Below are 13,454 nucleotides of genomic sequence, written 5' to 3' on the forward strand. Positions count from 1 at the left end.
AATTTTCACGTCTCCGTCTTATTGCGATTTCATGGTCGCGTTTTCATAACTCGTAAATTTTCTTAACCACACGCATGCGGATCGATAAACCGCTTTGGCACGAAGGCCTGATCCTTACCCAACAACACTTTCAGCAACAGGAACGGTGGGCTGAGTTCTCGCTGCTCCAAGTGGCCTCGGCCGCGCTCGCCGAGCCATGGGGCACGCTTGGCGTCGAGGTCGACGAAGAAGCGCTCGATGCCGGGCGCCTCAAACTCACGCGTTTGAAGCTGCGCTTTCCGGACGGCACACCGTTTGACACGGCCGTCACCGATGCGCTACCGCCCGCTCGTGACCTCACGCAGGGTCTACCAGCCGATCTGCAAAGTGTTGTGGTTCTGGCCGCGTTGGCATTGCCGGACGCGAACGGCAACAACTGCCGCTTCGATGAAGCCGCACTCGCGCAGCCGCGCCGCTCGTTCCGGGATTTCGTACGCGTTACCGACCGCAACGGCGCGGGCGAAACGGAAATCGCCGCGGAGCGCCACGCGGTGCGTCTGTTATTCGATTTCGAGCCGTGCGCGGACGCCACCGTATGTGCAATCGCGCGTCTCACACATACGAGCAGCGGTCAATTCAAGCTGGACCATCGCTATGTGCCGCCGTGCCTCACGCTGGCGAGCCATCCGTTGCATATCGAACGCGTCAACCGCGTGGCGGACATCCTGCTGTCGAAAAGCGTCGCACTCGGTGCGCGGCGCGGCGAGCGCATTGAGCAGGTCACCGAATACGGCGTGGCGGACGTCCAGTTGTTCTGGCTGCTTCACTGTATTCATGCCGCGTGGCCGCAGCTACGATTCCTCGCGTCTCATTCAGGGCAACCGCCTGAACGCCTGTATGCGGTGCTCGCGCAACTGACCAGCGCGTTGATGACGTTCTCGACGGGTGCGCAACTCACCGATGTTCCGTCCTATGACCACGCGCGTGCCGACGAAATCTTTACGCGGCTCGAAACGAAAATTCGCGAGTTGCTTGACGCGATCATCCCGTCGCGGGTCGTGTCGATCGCGTTGACACACAAAAGTGCAACGACATGGATCGGCCACTTCCTCGACGAGCGCATCGCCACCCACGCGGCGGACTGGTACCTGTCCGTCAGTTCGTCGCTGCCGCCGTTCGAACTGGTCGAGCAGTTTGCCCGGCTGTGCAAGATCGGCGCACCGGATGACGTTGAGCACATCGTGAACTCCGCGCTCGCGGGCATTCCGATCAAACCGGTACAACGCGTACCGTCAGCCATCCCGGTCCGCCTTGACAACCACTATTTCGCGTTGGACGCCGACGATCCGGCACACGCGCGCATGCTCGCCGCCCATGCGTGCCAGATCTATCTGCCTGCGTCGATTCCCGACGCAGCACTTCAACTTCACGCGGTGCTGCGTTCATGAGTCTGTTCAATTTCGCTCACCGCCGGGCCGGTTTGGTCGATCGATCGACCGCCGCAACGGGCGCCTCGTCACCGAGCATGCGCGGCCTGCTGCGCGATACCGCGCTGCTTGTCACTCAATTGGCCACCAGCGGCAACACAAAAAGCTTCGATACATTGCGCAACAAGGCCAACCAGCGAATCGATGAATTCGCGGCGGCACTGGAACGCTGCGGCTACCCAGACGACGTACGCGAGGACGCGCTCGTTGCGCAATGCGGCCTGATCGACGAGATGGCACTCACTTATTTGCCCAGCAACGACCGATCGCGATGGGATGCGCACCCGTTGCAGATCCAGCGTACGAACCGGCACGACGCGGGCGAGCGAGTGTTCGAACGGCTCGAACACCGGATGCGCGAATCGTCGCCACACGTCGATCTGCTCGAATACTATGCAGACGTTCTCGCACTGGGATTTGTCGGTCGTTACGCATCCCCCCGCCGGAAATCGTCGGGACCGGGCGACGCCGAGGGCAACGCAGAACGGGCCGCGTTAGTCGCTGCGCTTAACGCGCAACTGGACACGCTGCGTCCAGAGCGACATCGGCCAATTGTCGTCAACCGATCGAGCTGGCATATCACGAACTGGCTCTACCGCCTGTCGCCATGGGCGATTGTGTGCGTCGCCAGCGCAGCGGCCACCGTGGTATGGCTCGTCTGGAGCGCGACGCTCGATGCAAAGCTCGCGAGCCTCGTAGCGCAGGCGGTACACCGATGAGTACGACGTCAGCAAAGGCGACGGCGTTCGAAAATGCAGCGTCCCAGCCCAGGCCAACGGAGCCATCACCTTTTGAGCACGACGTTCACGGTTCTCCCACGAACGCAATCAACCGTGCCAGCGCGAAACCCGTTGAAGCGACGGAACGCGATACGGATGAAGGTCTTGGTTACCCGTTTCGCTCCGTTGTAGCGTTCGCGGCGGTGCTCGCGCTCGCTGTTCTATGGCTCGTGCTGCCTGTCGGTCGCGCGCTGGCGTCGCTGAGCACCGTGGTAATCGGATTGCTTGCACTCGTGCTCGTGTGGACGCGGACCCGCCAGATCGCGTTGGCTCGCGCGCAAAATGCGCAAGTGCTAACTGCGCTCGGCATCGCAGCTGCGGAAATCCCCGTCCGATTGCGTACACGCATGCCGCTTGTTCTCGTCACCGGCGATGGCTTGCCCGCACTATTCGATCGCGACGGCGACACGCGTTTCGCGTATGTCGGCGACGGTGCGATCTGGTTGCGCGCCGACCGGCATCAAGACGTACCGAGGCTGTCGGTCGCGGTCAGACAATGGCGCGACGGACGCGCACCAGACGGCGTTGTGCTGTCAATCGCGCCCGCGCTGCACGCGGGTGTCGACGGGCTGACACAACGGCTGCGCAGGTTGCGTGAAGCATTGGCAGATGCATCACGGATGCTCGGCGCGCGCTTGCCGACCTACGTCGCGATCTATCAGCGCAGCGCCACCGCGAAGCGGCTCATCGGATCGTCCGACGGACCGGCGGGTGACGCGACCACGTCAGCAGCACTGCAGGCAACCGGTTCATCGCCTGGCGTCGCCACGCCTCAGTGGTATGGCGTTTCATCAGACGTACCCCTCGCGTCGCAAGAATTTGATCAACGTGCACGCGAACATCGCATTGACGCCGTCCTTCGCGCCGCAGAAGCAGAAGCGCGACAAACAGGCACATCGGGCATCAGCGCCGCGGCCCGCGCCGCCGCGCTCGCGTCGCTCGTCGACTGGACCGGGCGTGCCGTGCTCGACGTGCTGACCGATCATCGGCAGCCGTCCGCGCCGTGCGCGCTGTATGGCGTGGGCTGGATCGATTGCGGCCCCGCAACGGGCTCGGGCAAGCCATGGGAACTCGACGTCGAATCCCAAACGGCAGTCGTGCCGGCGAGCGTCGCCGCGTCCCCAGCGCCGTGGCCGCAGCCGCAGCCGCTCATTCGCGCGATGCCGCGGCGGCTCTGGGTGTCGCCACGAGTCGCCGCGCTCGCGCACGCATTCGCCCTTACCGCGTGCGCGGCCGGCGTCGCCTTCTGGGGCGCCACGTTGAACAACACGAAACTGCTCGATCGCGTCAGCGCCGATCTCGGACGGTACGCGACGATCCCGCCGTCGCACGACGCAGCCCGACGGGACGCACTGCGCGCGCTCGTTGCCGATCGCGACCAGCTCGACCATTTCGCGCGCCTGGGTATCCCCCTGCAACTGTCGTTCGGCATGTACCGCGGCGCGCAACTGATCCCCGTGCTCAACGACGCGATTTCGACCTATCAGCCGCCACCGGCGCCACCGATGGTCGTCACGCTCGACAGCATGTCGCTATTCGACAGCGGCAAGGCGCAACTCAAGTCCGGCTCGACACGCGCGATGGTCAGCGCGCTCGACTTGATCAAGTCGAATCCGGACAAGCGGATCCTGGTCGCGGGTCACACTGACGCCATCGGCAATCCGGACAGCAATCTGAAGCTGTCGGTCGCGCGGGCCGCCGCGGTACGCGACTGGCTGACTGACGCTTCCGGTATTCCCGCCACGCAATTTGCGATTCAGGGATATGGCGACACGCGGCCCATCGCCAGCAACGACTCGCCCGAAGGACGCGAAAAAAACCGTCGAGTCGAGATCACACTCGTACCCGATCCGGCGCGATAGCCGACGTCAGAGGGCGAGCCGTGCAAAGAGACCCACACATCGATTCGTTTTAGTCCCCGAAGCACCCCGCTTCGGGAATCGGAAACCCCGGAGCGAGCTCCGGGCGATTGTTGCAGTACGTAGCAAGTTCAGGAGGGAGTGAAAGATGGCAATTCCGGCCTATATGTGGCTCAAGGACGATGGCGGCGCCGACATCAAAGGTTCGGTGACGGTGCAAGGCCGTGAAGGCAGCGTCGAACTCGTCGCGTTCGATCACGGCGTGCACATTCCGACCGACGGCAACACCGGCAAGCTCACCGGCACCCGCGTGCACAAGCCGATTACGCTGACAAAGGAAACCGACTCGTCGACGCCGTATCTGTACAAGGCGGTGACGAGCGGCCAGACGCTGAAGTCGGTCGAGATCCGGTGGTACAGGATCGACGACGCGGGCAAGGAAAAGGAGTACTTCAACACGAAGCTCGACAACGTGAAGATTGTCGCGGTGAAGCCGAAGATGCTCGACATCAAGAATCCGGACTATGAAAAGCACAATCATCTCGAAGACGTCGAATTGCGTTACGAGACGATTACCTGGTCGTATAAGGACGGCAACATCATCCACAAGGACACGTGGAACGAACGTTCCTGATCCCTCGAATCCGCGTCGTAACGGGCTCGCGTGCACGCACGCCGCCTGAGCGCGCGCGTATCGCGTCGCCCGCCCGCGCTGCCCGCACAGCGGCGCGGGCGGGCTCATCGCTCGAAGGCAGCGGCGTTTCTATCTGCCGCGCGATTTACCCTCGGTTTTCAACAGCGCTAATTGACCTCGGTATTTAACGGCGCCACTTGACCGCGCCACTTAACCACACTACTTCAACTGTGCGATCTCACAGGTAGGACGATCGAAGCATGCCCGTTACGAACACCCGCGACACGTCCACGCTGCTGCGCAAGCTCAACGCTCATTGCGCGCACGCGCTCGAGTCCGCCGCGAGCCTTTGCCACGCTCGCCTGGCAGGCGAGATCACGGTCGAACACTGGCTGTTGAAGCTACTCGCGGCCGGAGACGGTGACATCCCCGCGCTGCTGACGCGTTGCGAAATCGACATCGACGCGCTTTGGCAGGCCTTGATCGAATCGATCGATCGCGCGCCGCGCAATCTGCGCGGCAAGCCGGCGCTTTCCCTGCAGGTGGCCTGCGTGCTGGAAGACGCGTGGGGCTACGCATCGCTCGATACGATCGGCCATGCAACGAACGAGGCCATGAGCAAAACGATCCGCTCAGCCCATCTGCTGCAGGCAATCGTCGATGCACCGCACGTCTTGCATGCGCGCAACGTAGTGTCGCTGCTGCCGTTGTCGAGTGCGCACATCGGACAGTTACTGCCGCGGCTCGGCCAACTGTCCAGTGAAAGCGCGCCGTCCCTGTCTACTGAAGAACGATCGCCAAACGCGCCGATTTCCGTCGCGGGCTCCCGCTTCTCAGCCGATCAACGTCCGTCCTCGACCGATCAACCCGCACCGGTCAGCGGCCACCCCTTCTCCGCCGCGCTGCCCGCCTCCGGAGAATCGCTCGCGCGCTTCGCGATCGACCTGACCGACAAGGCGCGCCGCGGCGATATCGACCCGGTGTTCGGACGCGACCGCGAAATCCAGCAGATGATCGATGTCCTCGCGCGGCGGCGGAAGAATAATCCGATCCTTGTCGGCGAACCCGGCGTCGGCAAAACGGCGCTGGTCGAAGGCCTCGCGCTGCGCGTCGTCGAAGGCAACGTCCCGGGCGTGATCCGCGACGTGCGCATCCTCACGCTTGACCTCGGCCTGCTGCAAGCCGGTGCCGGCGTAAAGGGCGAGTTCGAGCAGCGTCTGAAAAACGTGATCGACGAAGTGCGCGCGTCCGCAGTGCCGGTCCTGCTGTTTATCGACGAGGCGCATACGTTGATCGGCGCCGGCAACGCCACCGGCGGCGCCGATGCGGCCAACCTTTTGAAGCCCGCGCTCGCGCGCGGCGAATTGCGCACGATCGCCGCGACCACATGGTCCGAATACAAGGAATTTTTCGAGCGCGACGCGGCGCTCGAACGACGCTTCCAGATCGTCAAGGTCGACGAACCCGACGATGACACCGCGTGCCTGATGCTGCGCGGACTCGTGGAACGCTATGCGCAATACCATCGCGTGCACATTCGCGATGATGCGCTGGTCGCGGCGGTCAAGCTATCGCGCCGCTACATTCCGGCGCGGCAGTTGCCAGACAAGGCGGTCGATCTGATCGACACGGCCGCGGGCCGCGTACGCATGGCGCTTGAATCGCCGCCGGCGGACCTGCTGCGCGCGCGCGCAGCGGTCGCTGCACTCGAACTGGAACGCACGACGCTCGATGCCGACAGGAACGCCGGTATCGACCACCGTCCGGCACGGCGGGAGACGCTCGACTCGCTGCTCGACGCGGCAAACGAAGCGTGCGCGACACTTCAGGCGCGCTACGAACGCGAATATGCGCTCGTCAACGCGCTCCATCAGCAACGCGACACGGCCGCCGGGACGCGCGACCCGCAACCGTTCGCCGCCGCCCGGCAGGCGCTCGCCGACGCACAAGGCGCCGCACCGCTGGTCTTCGCCGATGTCGACGCGCTGGCCATTGCACGGGTGGTCGCCGAATGGACGGGCATACCCGTCGGCAACCTCGTCGAAGACGAATTGCGCCGGTTGTTGTCGCTCGAAACCGAACTGGCACACCGGGTCGTCGCCCAGCATGGCGCGCTCGCCGCACTCGCGCAGCACCTGCGTACCGCAAAAGCCGGACTGGCCAACGAACAAGCACCGCTCGGCGTATTTCTGCTAGCCGGGCCGTCCGGCGTCGGCAAGACTGAAACCGCGCTGGCACTGGCCGATCTGCTGTTTGGCGGCGAAGCCGCGCTGACCACCATCAACATGTCCGAGTATCAGGAATCTCACTGCACATCGCAGTTGAAGGGCTCGCCGCCTGGATACGTCGGCTATGGGCGTGGCGGCATCCTGACCGAAGCCGTGCGGCAACGTCCATACGGCGTGATCTTGCTCGACGAGGTCGAAAAAGCGCACCGCGACGTGCTCGACCTGTTCTATCAGGTGTTCGATCGCGGCACGATGCGCGATGGCGAAGGACGCGAGATCGACTTCCGCCACTGCGTGATTCTGATGACCTCCAATCTCGGCACCAGGCAGATCGACGAAGCCACACTCGACAACCGATCCCTATCGCAGGCCGAGTTGCTCGACGCGATCCGCCCTCAGCTCAACGCGCATTTCCAGCCGGCGTTGCTCGCGCGCTTCCAGACGTTGATCTATCAGCCACTCGACGTGGCGGCGCTCGCGTCGATCGTGCGCCTCAAGCTCGCGAAGGTCGCCGAGCGCCTGCACCGCCAACACGATGTGCAGTTCGCGTGCGAGGACGATCTGATCGATGCCTTCGCGCAGCGATGTGTCGAACGCGAATCCGGCGCACGCAACGTCGATGCGTTCCTTAACCAGCGCATTCTGCCCGTGGTGTCGCGCGAATTGCTTGCACGGATGGCCAGCGGTTGCTCACCGGCGGCGATCCGGCTATCGGGCTCGCCGGACGGCGATCTGACCATCGACTTTATCGAGAGGGACGACTCGCCCGTTGAGATCCCGGCGTGCGCATCGGTCACGCGGTGACACCCCCGATTTATCGTAGAGAAACGCCATGCCAGCCCGTCCTTCCCTCTATGACGTCCTGCTCGCGCATATCGGCGGCGAGCCGCTCGATGCGTACGACGACCGCACGCTCGAATGCATGAGCGTGCAGCAAAACATCCGGCGCATTCTGAATACCCGCGCCGGCGCGCTCAAGCATTTACCGGACTATGGGCTCCCCGATCTGACCAACGTCTATAAGGCGCTGCCTGCCTCCGCGCATCTACTGAAAAGCCAGATGGAAACCACCTTGCTGAAGTACGAGCCGCGGGTCCGCTCAATCGACATCGAGATTATCGAAAACGATGACCCCGGCGTCCTGGTCAGCTTTGAAATGGTCTGCCATTTGCGCAAAAGCGGACTCGTGCGGTTCGGCACGCATTTCGAGCCGCCGGGCCGGATGCGGATCGTCCGTCGCTGACCCCCGGCACCACAGCCGTCGCGCGAAGCCGGAACACCCGCCACGCACGATCCTTTTCCAAAACGCACGGCACACCGCGTCGTGCGGGTACGCACGGTCATGCTCCGTTTAAAATGGACTGCTCGCGCCGGTTCAATGACGGACAAAGCGCCGCGAGTCAGCACCCGCGCGGCCCAACCAACCCGCGCCCCAACTCAAGCCGTTCAGCGTTTTGCAAGGTACCTTCATGCGCATTCTGGTCGTCGAAGACGAGCCCAAGACGGGCGCCTATCTGAAGAAAGGGCTTGAAGAGTCCGGCTATAGCGTCGATGTCGCGACTGACGGCGCCGACGGCCTGATCCTCGCGCAGGAAGAAGACTACGACGTGATCGTGCTGGACGTGATGCTGCCGACGATGGACGGCTGGGCCGTTCTGAAAACCCTGCGCGCGACGCGCTCGACACCCGTGCTGTTTCTCACCGCGCGCGACGACATCGACGACCGCGTGCGCGGCCTCGAACTCGGCGGCGACGACTATCTGGTCAAACCGTTCGCGTTCGTCGAATTGCTCGCCCGCGTGCGCACGCTCGCGCGTCGCGGCCCGCCGCGCGAAAGCGAACTGCTGAAAGTCGGCGACCTCGAAATCGACGTGAACCGGCGTCGCGTGAAACGAGGTGCGACCCGCATCGACCTGACGCCGCGCGAATTCTCGCTGCTGCAACTGCTCGCGCGCCGCCAGGGCGAAGTGCTAAGCCGCACGCAAATCGCGTCGTATGTGTGGGATATGAACTTCGACAGCGACACGAACGTCGTCGAAGTCGCGATCCGCCGGCTGCGCGCCAAAATCGACGACGGCTACGAAGTCAAACTGATCCAGACCGTGCGCGGCGTCGGCTACGTGATCGACTATAAAGAGTCCAACTGATGGCCGGCCGCTCGCTGACCACGACACTCGCGCTCGCGTTTGCGGGAACAACCATCGCGGTGTTCGCGCTGGTCGGCAGCGTGCTCTATTTCGCGCTCGAAAAGCAGGTGACCCAGCAGGACGACGACGAGATCGTGCTCGCCGCGCGCCACACGCGGCGTCTCGCGAACGAATTGCGCTCCGCCGACGACGTGCGCGCGCATGCCGACCGTCTGATCAGCCAGGTGCTAGGCAATGCCACGCTGTCGATGGCCGTGCGCGACACGAACAACCAGATGCTGCTCAGTCACAACATCGACGGCGGCGCGACGTCGATGATCGAGCCGCTGGTCGCGACGCAGCGGGTCCCGCAATCCGCGCGCATCACCGAAACCGCGATCGCCGAAGCGCGGCGCGACTCGCGGGTGCCCGTGCGTGGCCTCGCTGCCGACGCATCGCTCGCCGACGGCAGCACGGTAACAATCGTCATCGCGCGCGACATGTCCGACCGCTGGCTGCTGCTCGATCACTATCGCGACCGCCTGTACGGCGCCGGCTTCGCCGGGATGCTGCTCGCGTTCCTGATGAGCTGGATGCTGGTCCATGAATCGCTGCGCCCGCTGCGCCAGCTTGCCGCGCACGCGGCACAGGTGACTGTGGACCGGTTGCACGAGCGGATGAAAATCGACAACGCGCCGCGCGAGCTCGCGGCGGTGATCGCGTCGCTCAACGCGATGCTCGAGCGGCTCGCGGGCGGCTTTCAGCGAATGTCCCAGTACACCGCCGATCTCGCGCACGATATGCGCACGCCGCTTGCGAACCTGCGCGGCTCGAACGAAGTCGCGCTCGCGCGGCCGCGCAGCGCCGAAGATTACCAGGCGGTGCTCGAATCGAACCTCGAGGAATGCGAGCGCCTGTCGCGGATGATCGAAAGCGTGCTGTTCCTCGCACGCGCCGAGCATCCGCAATTCGCCACGCATATGAAAACGGTCGATACACACGAGGAGCTCAAGCGTGTCGCGGACTACTTCGAAGGTCTCGCCGACGATGCCGGCGTGCAGGTGCACGTCACCGGCGCCGGTGAAGTCCGCGCCGATCCCGAGTTGTTTCGCCGCGCGGTGTCGAACCTGCTGGCCAATGCGATACGCCATACGCCGCGCGGGCGCGAGATCAGGCTCAGCGCCGAACCGGGCGCGCATGCGGTGCGCGTGACGGTCGCCAATCAGGGTTCGCGTATCGATCCATCCGCGCTCGAACGCGTGTTCGACCGGTTCTACCGCGCCGACCCGGCGCGCCACCACGCGCCGGCCGGTCCCGCCTCGACCGGTCTGGGCCTTGCGATCGTCCGCACGATCATGGAACTACACGGTGGCAGCGCGTACGCGGAAAGCGACGAAGCCAGCACGCGCTTTATTTTGCGCTTTCCGAAGACGTAAGCACTGCGCGATCCCATCCGCCGCCGAGCGCCCTGAGCAGCTGCACGCTTGCATCGATACGCCGCGCGTCGATCTGATCGACGGTGCGCTCGTTGGTCAGCGCGATCGTCTGCGCAGTCACGACGTCGAGATAGCTGACCGCGCCGGCGTTGAACTGATTCGTCGTCAGCAACAGCGAACGCTGCGCGGCAGTGGCCGCGAGCTGCTGGCTTTGCGCTTCGCTCGCGAGTGTCGAAAGCGCGGACAGCTGGTCTTCGACCTGCTGGAACGCGACCAGCACCGTTTGCCGATAGTCGGCGACCACGCCGTTGTACTGTGCGTGCGCACCTTGCAGCGCGGCATTGCGTCGGCCGCCATCGAACAGCGTGCCGGCGAGTTGTGCCCCGAGCGACCAGAACAGGCTCGGCGCGGTCAACCAGGGCGCGAAGAATGTGCTTTCGAGGCCGGAACTCGCGGACAGAGTCAGGCTCGGGTAGTACGCGGCGCGTGCTTCGCCGATTTGCGCGTTGGCCTCGGCGACGCGTCGCTCGGCCGCCGCGATATCGGGCCGGCGCTCGAGCAGTTGCGACGGCAGCCCCGGCGGAATATCGGGCACCGGTACCGCCGACGTGTTCGGCGCTATCGTGAACGTCGACGCCGGCTCGCCGATCAGCGTCGCGATCGCGTGCTGCAACTGCGCGCGCTGCACGTCGATATCGGTGTCCTGCGTGCGCGTGCTTTCAAGCTGCGTTTGCGCCTGCGCGACCACCGACGCATCGACCACGCCGATCTGAAACTTCTGCTGGACGATCTTCAGCGCGGCCGCATAGGCGGTCAACGTGTCGTCGAGCAGCTTCTTCTGGATATCGAGTGCACGCAGATCGAAGTAGTCGGCGGCGAGATCCGCGCTGACCGACAGACGCACCGCGTCGAGATCCGCCTGGGACGCCTGTGCCTCGTCGCTCGCCCCCACCACCGAATCGCGCACCCGGCCGAACAGGTCCGGCTCCCAACTTGCGTTCAGACCGACCGAGTAGTCGGGCAGCGTCAGGCCCGCCTTCGATAAATGCTTGACGTTCTGCGACGACCGGAACCGCTCGGCGGAGGTCCCGGCGGTGACCGTCGGGAAGAATCCCGAGCGCTGATACGCAACCATCGAACGCGCCTCCTCCAGTTGCGCGATCGCTTTCTTCACGGTCTGATTCGATACGTCGACGCGTGCTTCCAGGCTATTCAGTTCAGCGTCGTTGAAAACGGTCCACCAGGGGCCGCGCGGCGCGGCATCTCCGGGTGCGGCGACCGACCAGCCATTCGCGGGTTGCGGCGTTGCCGACGCGCCCGCGAAGTGGGCCGGTACGTCGACATCGGGCTTCGTATACGCCGGCAGCGTCGAACAGGCCGCCAGCGAGACGGCGAGCAGGCCGGCAAGCGCCGCGCGTGAGGCAATGCCAGAGGCGGCTGTCGGTGCGGCCTTCAGTGCGCCGCTCGGGACTGCCGTTGGCGTATCTCTCAGCGCGCCACTCGGCGCAACCCTCTGTGCACACGTCAATGCGCCCCCGAACACGCGTCCAAGCGCACCTCTCACTGCGGCGTCGCACCGACGCATCCATGATACGGGCAGGTTCGTCATCATCCGCTCCTGGTTCTTCGCACCGTCGGCTCTCATTTGCTGGCCACCGCCGCGCCGGGCGCCGGCGCTTCAACCGTGATCGGTTCGCCCGTTACGATCGAGTCGCCGGGATTGTTGATCACGCGATCGGTCGTCGTGAGCCCGGTCGCAATTTCGACATAGGTGCCAAAGTCGCGGCCGATCGTCACCGTTTTCAGCTGCACCGTGTTATCGGCGCCAGCCAACGCCACGGTCACGCCATCCGGCCGGAACAGCAGCGCGCTGACCGGCAGTTCGAGCGCCGGGTTCGCAGAATCCAGCTGCAGGTGCACTTGTGCATACGCGCCCGGCAGCAACGCACCGCCGGCATTGTCGACGTCGACTTCGACGCGCAGCGTGCGGCTCACCGGATCGATCGCGTCGGCGCTACGCGCGACCTTCGCGTCGAAGCGTCGTCCCGGGTATTGCTGCGTCGTCAGGTAGACAGACGTGCCCGGCTTGACCTCGCTCGCATCGTTTTGCGGCACATCGATGTACACGCGCAGCGTGCTCGTCTGTTCGACATGGAACAATTCGCCTGGCATCGTCGCGAGACCCGGCGCGCCGCCCGCGGTGACAAGCGAACCGATGTCGACGTTGCGCGCGGTCACGACGCCATCGAATGGCGCAGTCACCTTCTCATACGACACCAGTTCCGACAGCCGCGCGACGTTCGCCTGCGCTGACGCGAGAATCGAGCGCTTCGCCTCCATGTCACTGGTTTTCGCGTCGGCGTCCTGCGGCGCGACCGATTGCGTCTTCAACAATTCGTGCCAGCGCTGCGCGGTCGTATTCGCGTACGCGTAGTTCGCCTGCGCGGTCGCTTCGTCCGCGCGCGCCTGGCGCAATTGCGCGTCGAGCTCCGGCGTTTCGATCACGGCCAGTGTCTCGCCGGCTTTAACCTTCGCGCCGATGTCGGTGTACCAGTGCGTGACATACCCGCTCGTGCGTGCGTAGATCGATGCGTCCGCGTACGGCATCACCGAGCCCGGCAACAGCAATTCGCTCGATGCGGGCGCAGGCTTGGGCGTCACGATCGACACCGGCAGCGCACGTTGCGCGGCGACCTGATCGGTCAACGCGCGCTTCGCTTCGAGCCGCGGCATCACACCGATCGCGAGCAGCACCGCCGCCAGTCCCCCCAGCGCGAGCAGCGCGTGATAGCGCCGTTTCACGACCGGCCGCGGCGATTCCGGCGCGCCGTCGCTGTGTGCGGGTGCGCCGCTTTCGTTCTGTTCGTTCGAACGATCAAGTTGGGTATCGGTATCGGGGGTGTTCATTGCGGTTCTCTGGCGAAAG

The 13,454-nt window shown here is 64.5% G+C and carries 10 protein-coding genes; 8 read left to right on the top strand and 2 right to left on the bottom strand.

Going from position 1 to position 13,454, the window contains the following annotated elements; translation table 11 throughout:
- The first annotated feature begins 74 nt into the window (after nucleotides 1-74).
- The 8 genes from tssK (at nucleotide 75) to BX592_RS11340 (ending at nucleotide 10,528) form a co-directional block, all read left to right on the top strand.
- Nucleotides 75-1,427, top strand: coding sequence for a type VI secretion system baseplate subunit TssK (gene tssK / locus BX592_RS11305; RefSeq protein ID WP_134191862.1), 1,353 nt, complete (start codon nucleotides 75-77; stop codon nucleotides 1,425-1,427).
- The gene (locus BX592_RS11310) at nucleotides 1,424-2,185 is read left to right on the top strand and encodes a DotU family type IV/VI secretion system protein (protein ID WP_243849471.1); all 762 of its coding nucleotides are present in this window, start codon (nucleotides 1,424-1,426) and stop codon (nucleotides 2,183-2,185) included. The genes tssK and BX592_RS11310 overlap by 4 nt, the downstream gene beginning before the upstream one ends.
- A complete protein-coding gene (locus BX592_RS11315; protein WP_134191863.1) occupies nucleotides 2,182-4,107 on the top strand; it encodes an OmpA family protein in 1,926 nt (641 codons plus the stop codon). Before BX592_RS11310 ends, BX592_RS11315 begins: the two co-directional genes overlap by 4 nt.
- Before the next feature lie 145 nt (nucleotides 4,108-4,252).
- Nucleotides 4,253-4,738 (top strand): Hcp family type VI secretion system effector, encoded by a 486-nt coding sequence (locus tag BX592_RS11320; protein ID WP_134191864.1) that lies wholly within the window; start codon nucleotides 4,253-4,255, stop codon nucleotides 4,736-4,738.
- Nucleotides 4,739-4,998: 260 nt separating this feature from the next.
- Nucleotides 4,999-7,770, top strand: coding sequence for a type VI secretion system ATPase TssH (gene tssH / locus BX592_RS11325; protein WP_134191865.1), 2,772 nt, complete (start codon nucleotides 4,999-5,001; stop codon nucleotides 7,768-7,770).
- A gap of 28 nt (nucleotides 7,771-7,798) precedes the next feature.
- Nucleotides 7,799-8,209, top strand: a complete 411-nt coding sequence (gene tssE, locus BX592_RS11330) for a type VI secretion system baseplate subunit TssE (RefSeq protein ID WP_134191866.1) — start codon at nucleotides 7,799-7,801, stop codon at nucleotides 8,207-8,209.
- A gap of 226 nt (nucleotides 8,210-8,435) precedes the next feature.
- Nucleotides 8,436-9,113, top strand: coding sequence for a heavy metal response regulator transcription factor (locus tag BX592_RS11335; protein ID WP_134191867.1), 678 nt, complete (start codon nucleotides 8,436-8,438; stop codon nucleotides 9,111-9,113).
- On the top strand, nucleotides 9,113-10,528 hold the full coding sequence (locus tag BX592_RS11340; RefSeq protein WP_134191868.1) for a heavy metal sensor histidine kinase: 1,416 nt from the start codon (nucleotides 9,113-9,115) through the stop codon (nucleotides 10,526-10,528). Before BX592_RS11335 ends, BX592_RS11340 begins: the two co-directional genes overlap by 1 nt.
- Here BX592_RS11340 and BX592_RS11345 read toward each other — a convergent pair.
- Complete coding sequence (locus BX592_RS11345) at nucleotides 10,503-12,173, bottom strand: efflux transporter outer membrane subunit (protein ID WP_243849472.1); 1,671 nt, start codon at nucleotides 12,171-12,173, stop codon at nucleotides 10,503-10,505. The two genes, BX592_RS11340 and BX592_RS11345, sit on opposite strands and share 26 nt — an antisense overlap.
- The gene (locus BX592_RS11350) at nucleotides 12,170-13,435 is read right to left on the bottom strand and encodes an efflux RND transporter periplasmic adaptor subunit (RefSeq protein ID WP_134191869.1); all 1,266 of its coding nucleotides are present in this window, start codon (nucleotides 13,433-13,435) and stop codon (nucleotides 12,170-12,172) included. The genes BX592_RS11345 and BX592_RS11350 overlap by 4 nt, the downstream gene beginning before the upstream one ends.
- Nucleotides 13,436-13,454: the final 19 nt, after the last annotated feature.

Source organism: Paraburkholderia rhizosphaerae (genome assembly GCF_004366595.1).
Taxonomy (GTDB): domain Bacteria; phylum Pseudomonadota; class Gammaproteobacteria; order Burkholderiales; family Burkholderiaceae; genus Paraburkholderia; species Paraburkholderia rhizosphaerae.

What these genes read in the sequence shown, in the direction of transcription:
- BX592_RS11345 (WP_243849472.1), bottom strand. Translation starts at nt 12,173, where the DNA reads ATGAGAGCCGACGGTGCGAAGAACCAGGAGCGGATGATGACGAACCTG.
- BX592_RS11350 (WP_134191869.1), bottom strand. Translation starts at nt 13,435, where the DNA reads ATGAACACCCCCGATACCGATACCCAACTTGATCGTTCGAACGAACAG.
- BX592_RS11310 (WP_243849471.1), top strand. Translation starts at nt 1,424, where the DNA reads ATGAGTCTGTTCAATTTCGCTCACCGCCGGGCCGGTTTGGTCGATCGA.
- tssK (WP_134191862.1), top strand. Translation starts at nt 75, where the DNA reads ATGCGGATCGATAAACCGCTTTGGCACGAAGGCCTGATCCTTACCCAA.
- tssE (WP_134191866.1), top strand. Translation starts at nt 7,799, where the DNA reads ATGCCAGCCCGTCCTTCCCTCTATGACGTCCTGCTCGCGCATATCGGC.
- BX592_RS11320 (WP_134191864.1), top strand. Translation starts at nt 4,253, where the DNA reads ATGGCAATTCCGGCCTATATGTGGCTCAAGGACGATGGCGGCGCCGAC.
- tssH (WP_134191865.1), top strand. Translation starts at nt 4,999, where the DNA reads ATGCCCGTTACGAACACCCGCGACACGTCCACGCTGCTGCGCAAGCTC.
- BX592_RS11340 (WP_134191868.1), top strand. Translation starts at nt 9,113, where the DNA reads ATGGCCGGCCGCTCGCTGACCACGACACTCGCGCTCGCGTTTGCGGGA.
- BX592_RS11335 (WP_134191867.1), top strand. Translation starts at nt 8,436, where the DNA reads ATGCGCATTCTGGTCGTCGAAGACGAGCCCAAGACGGGCGCCTATCTG.
- BX592_RS11315 (WP_134191863.1), top strand. Translation starts at nt 2,182, where the DNA reads ATGAGTACGACGTCAGCAAAGGCGACGGCGTTCGAAAATGCAGCGTCC.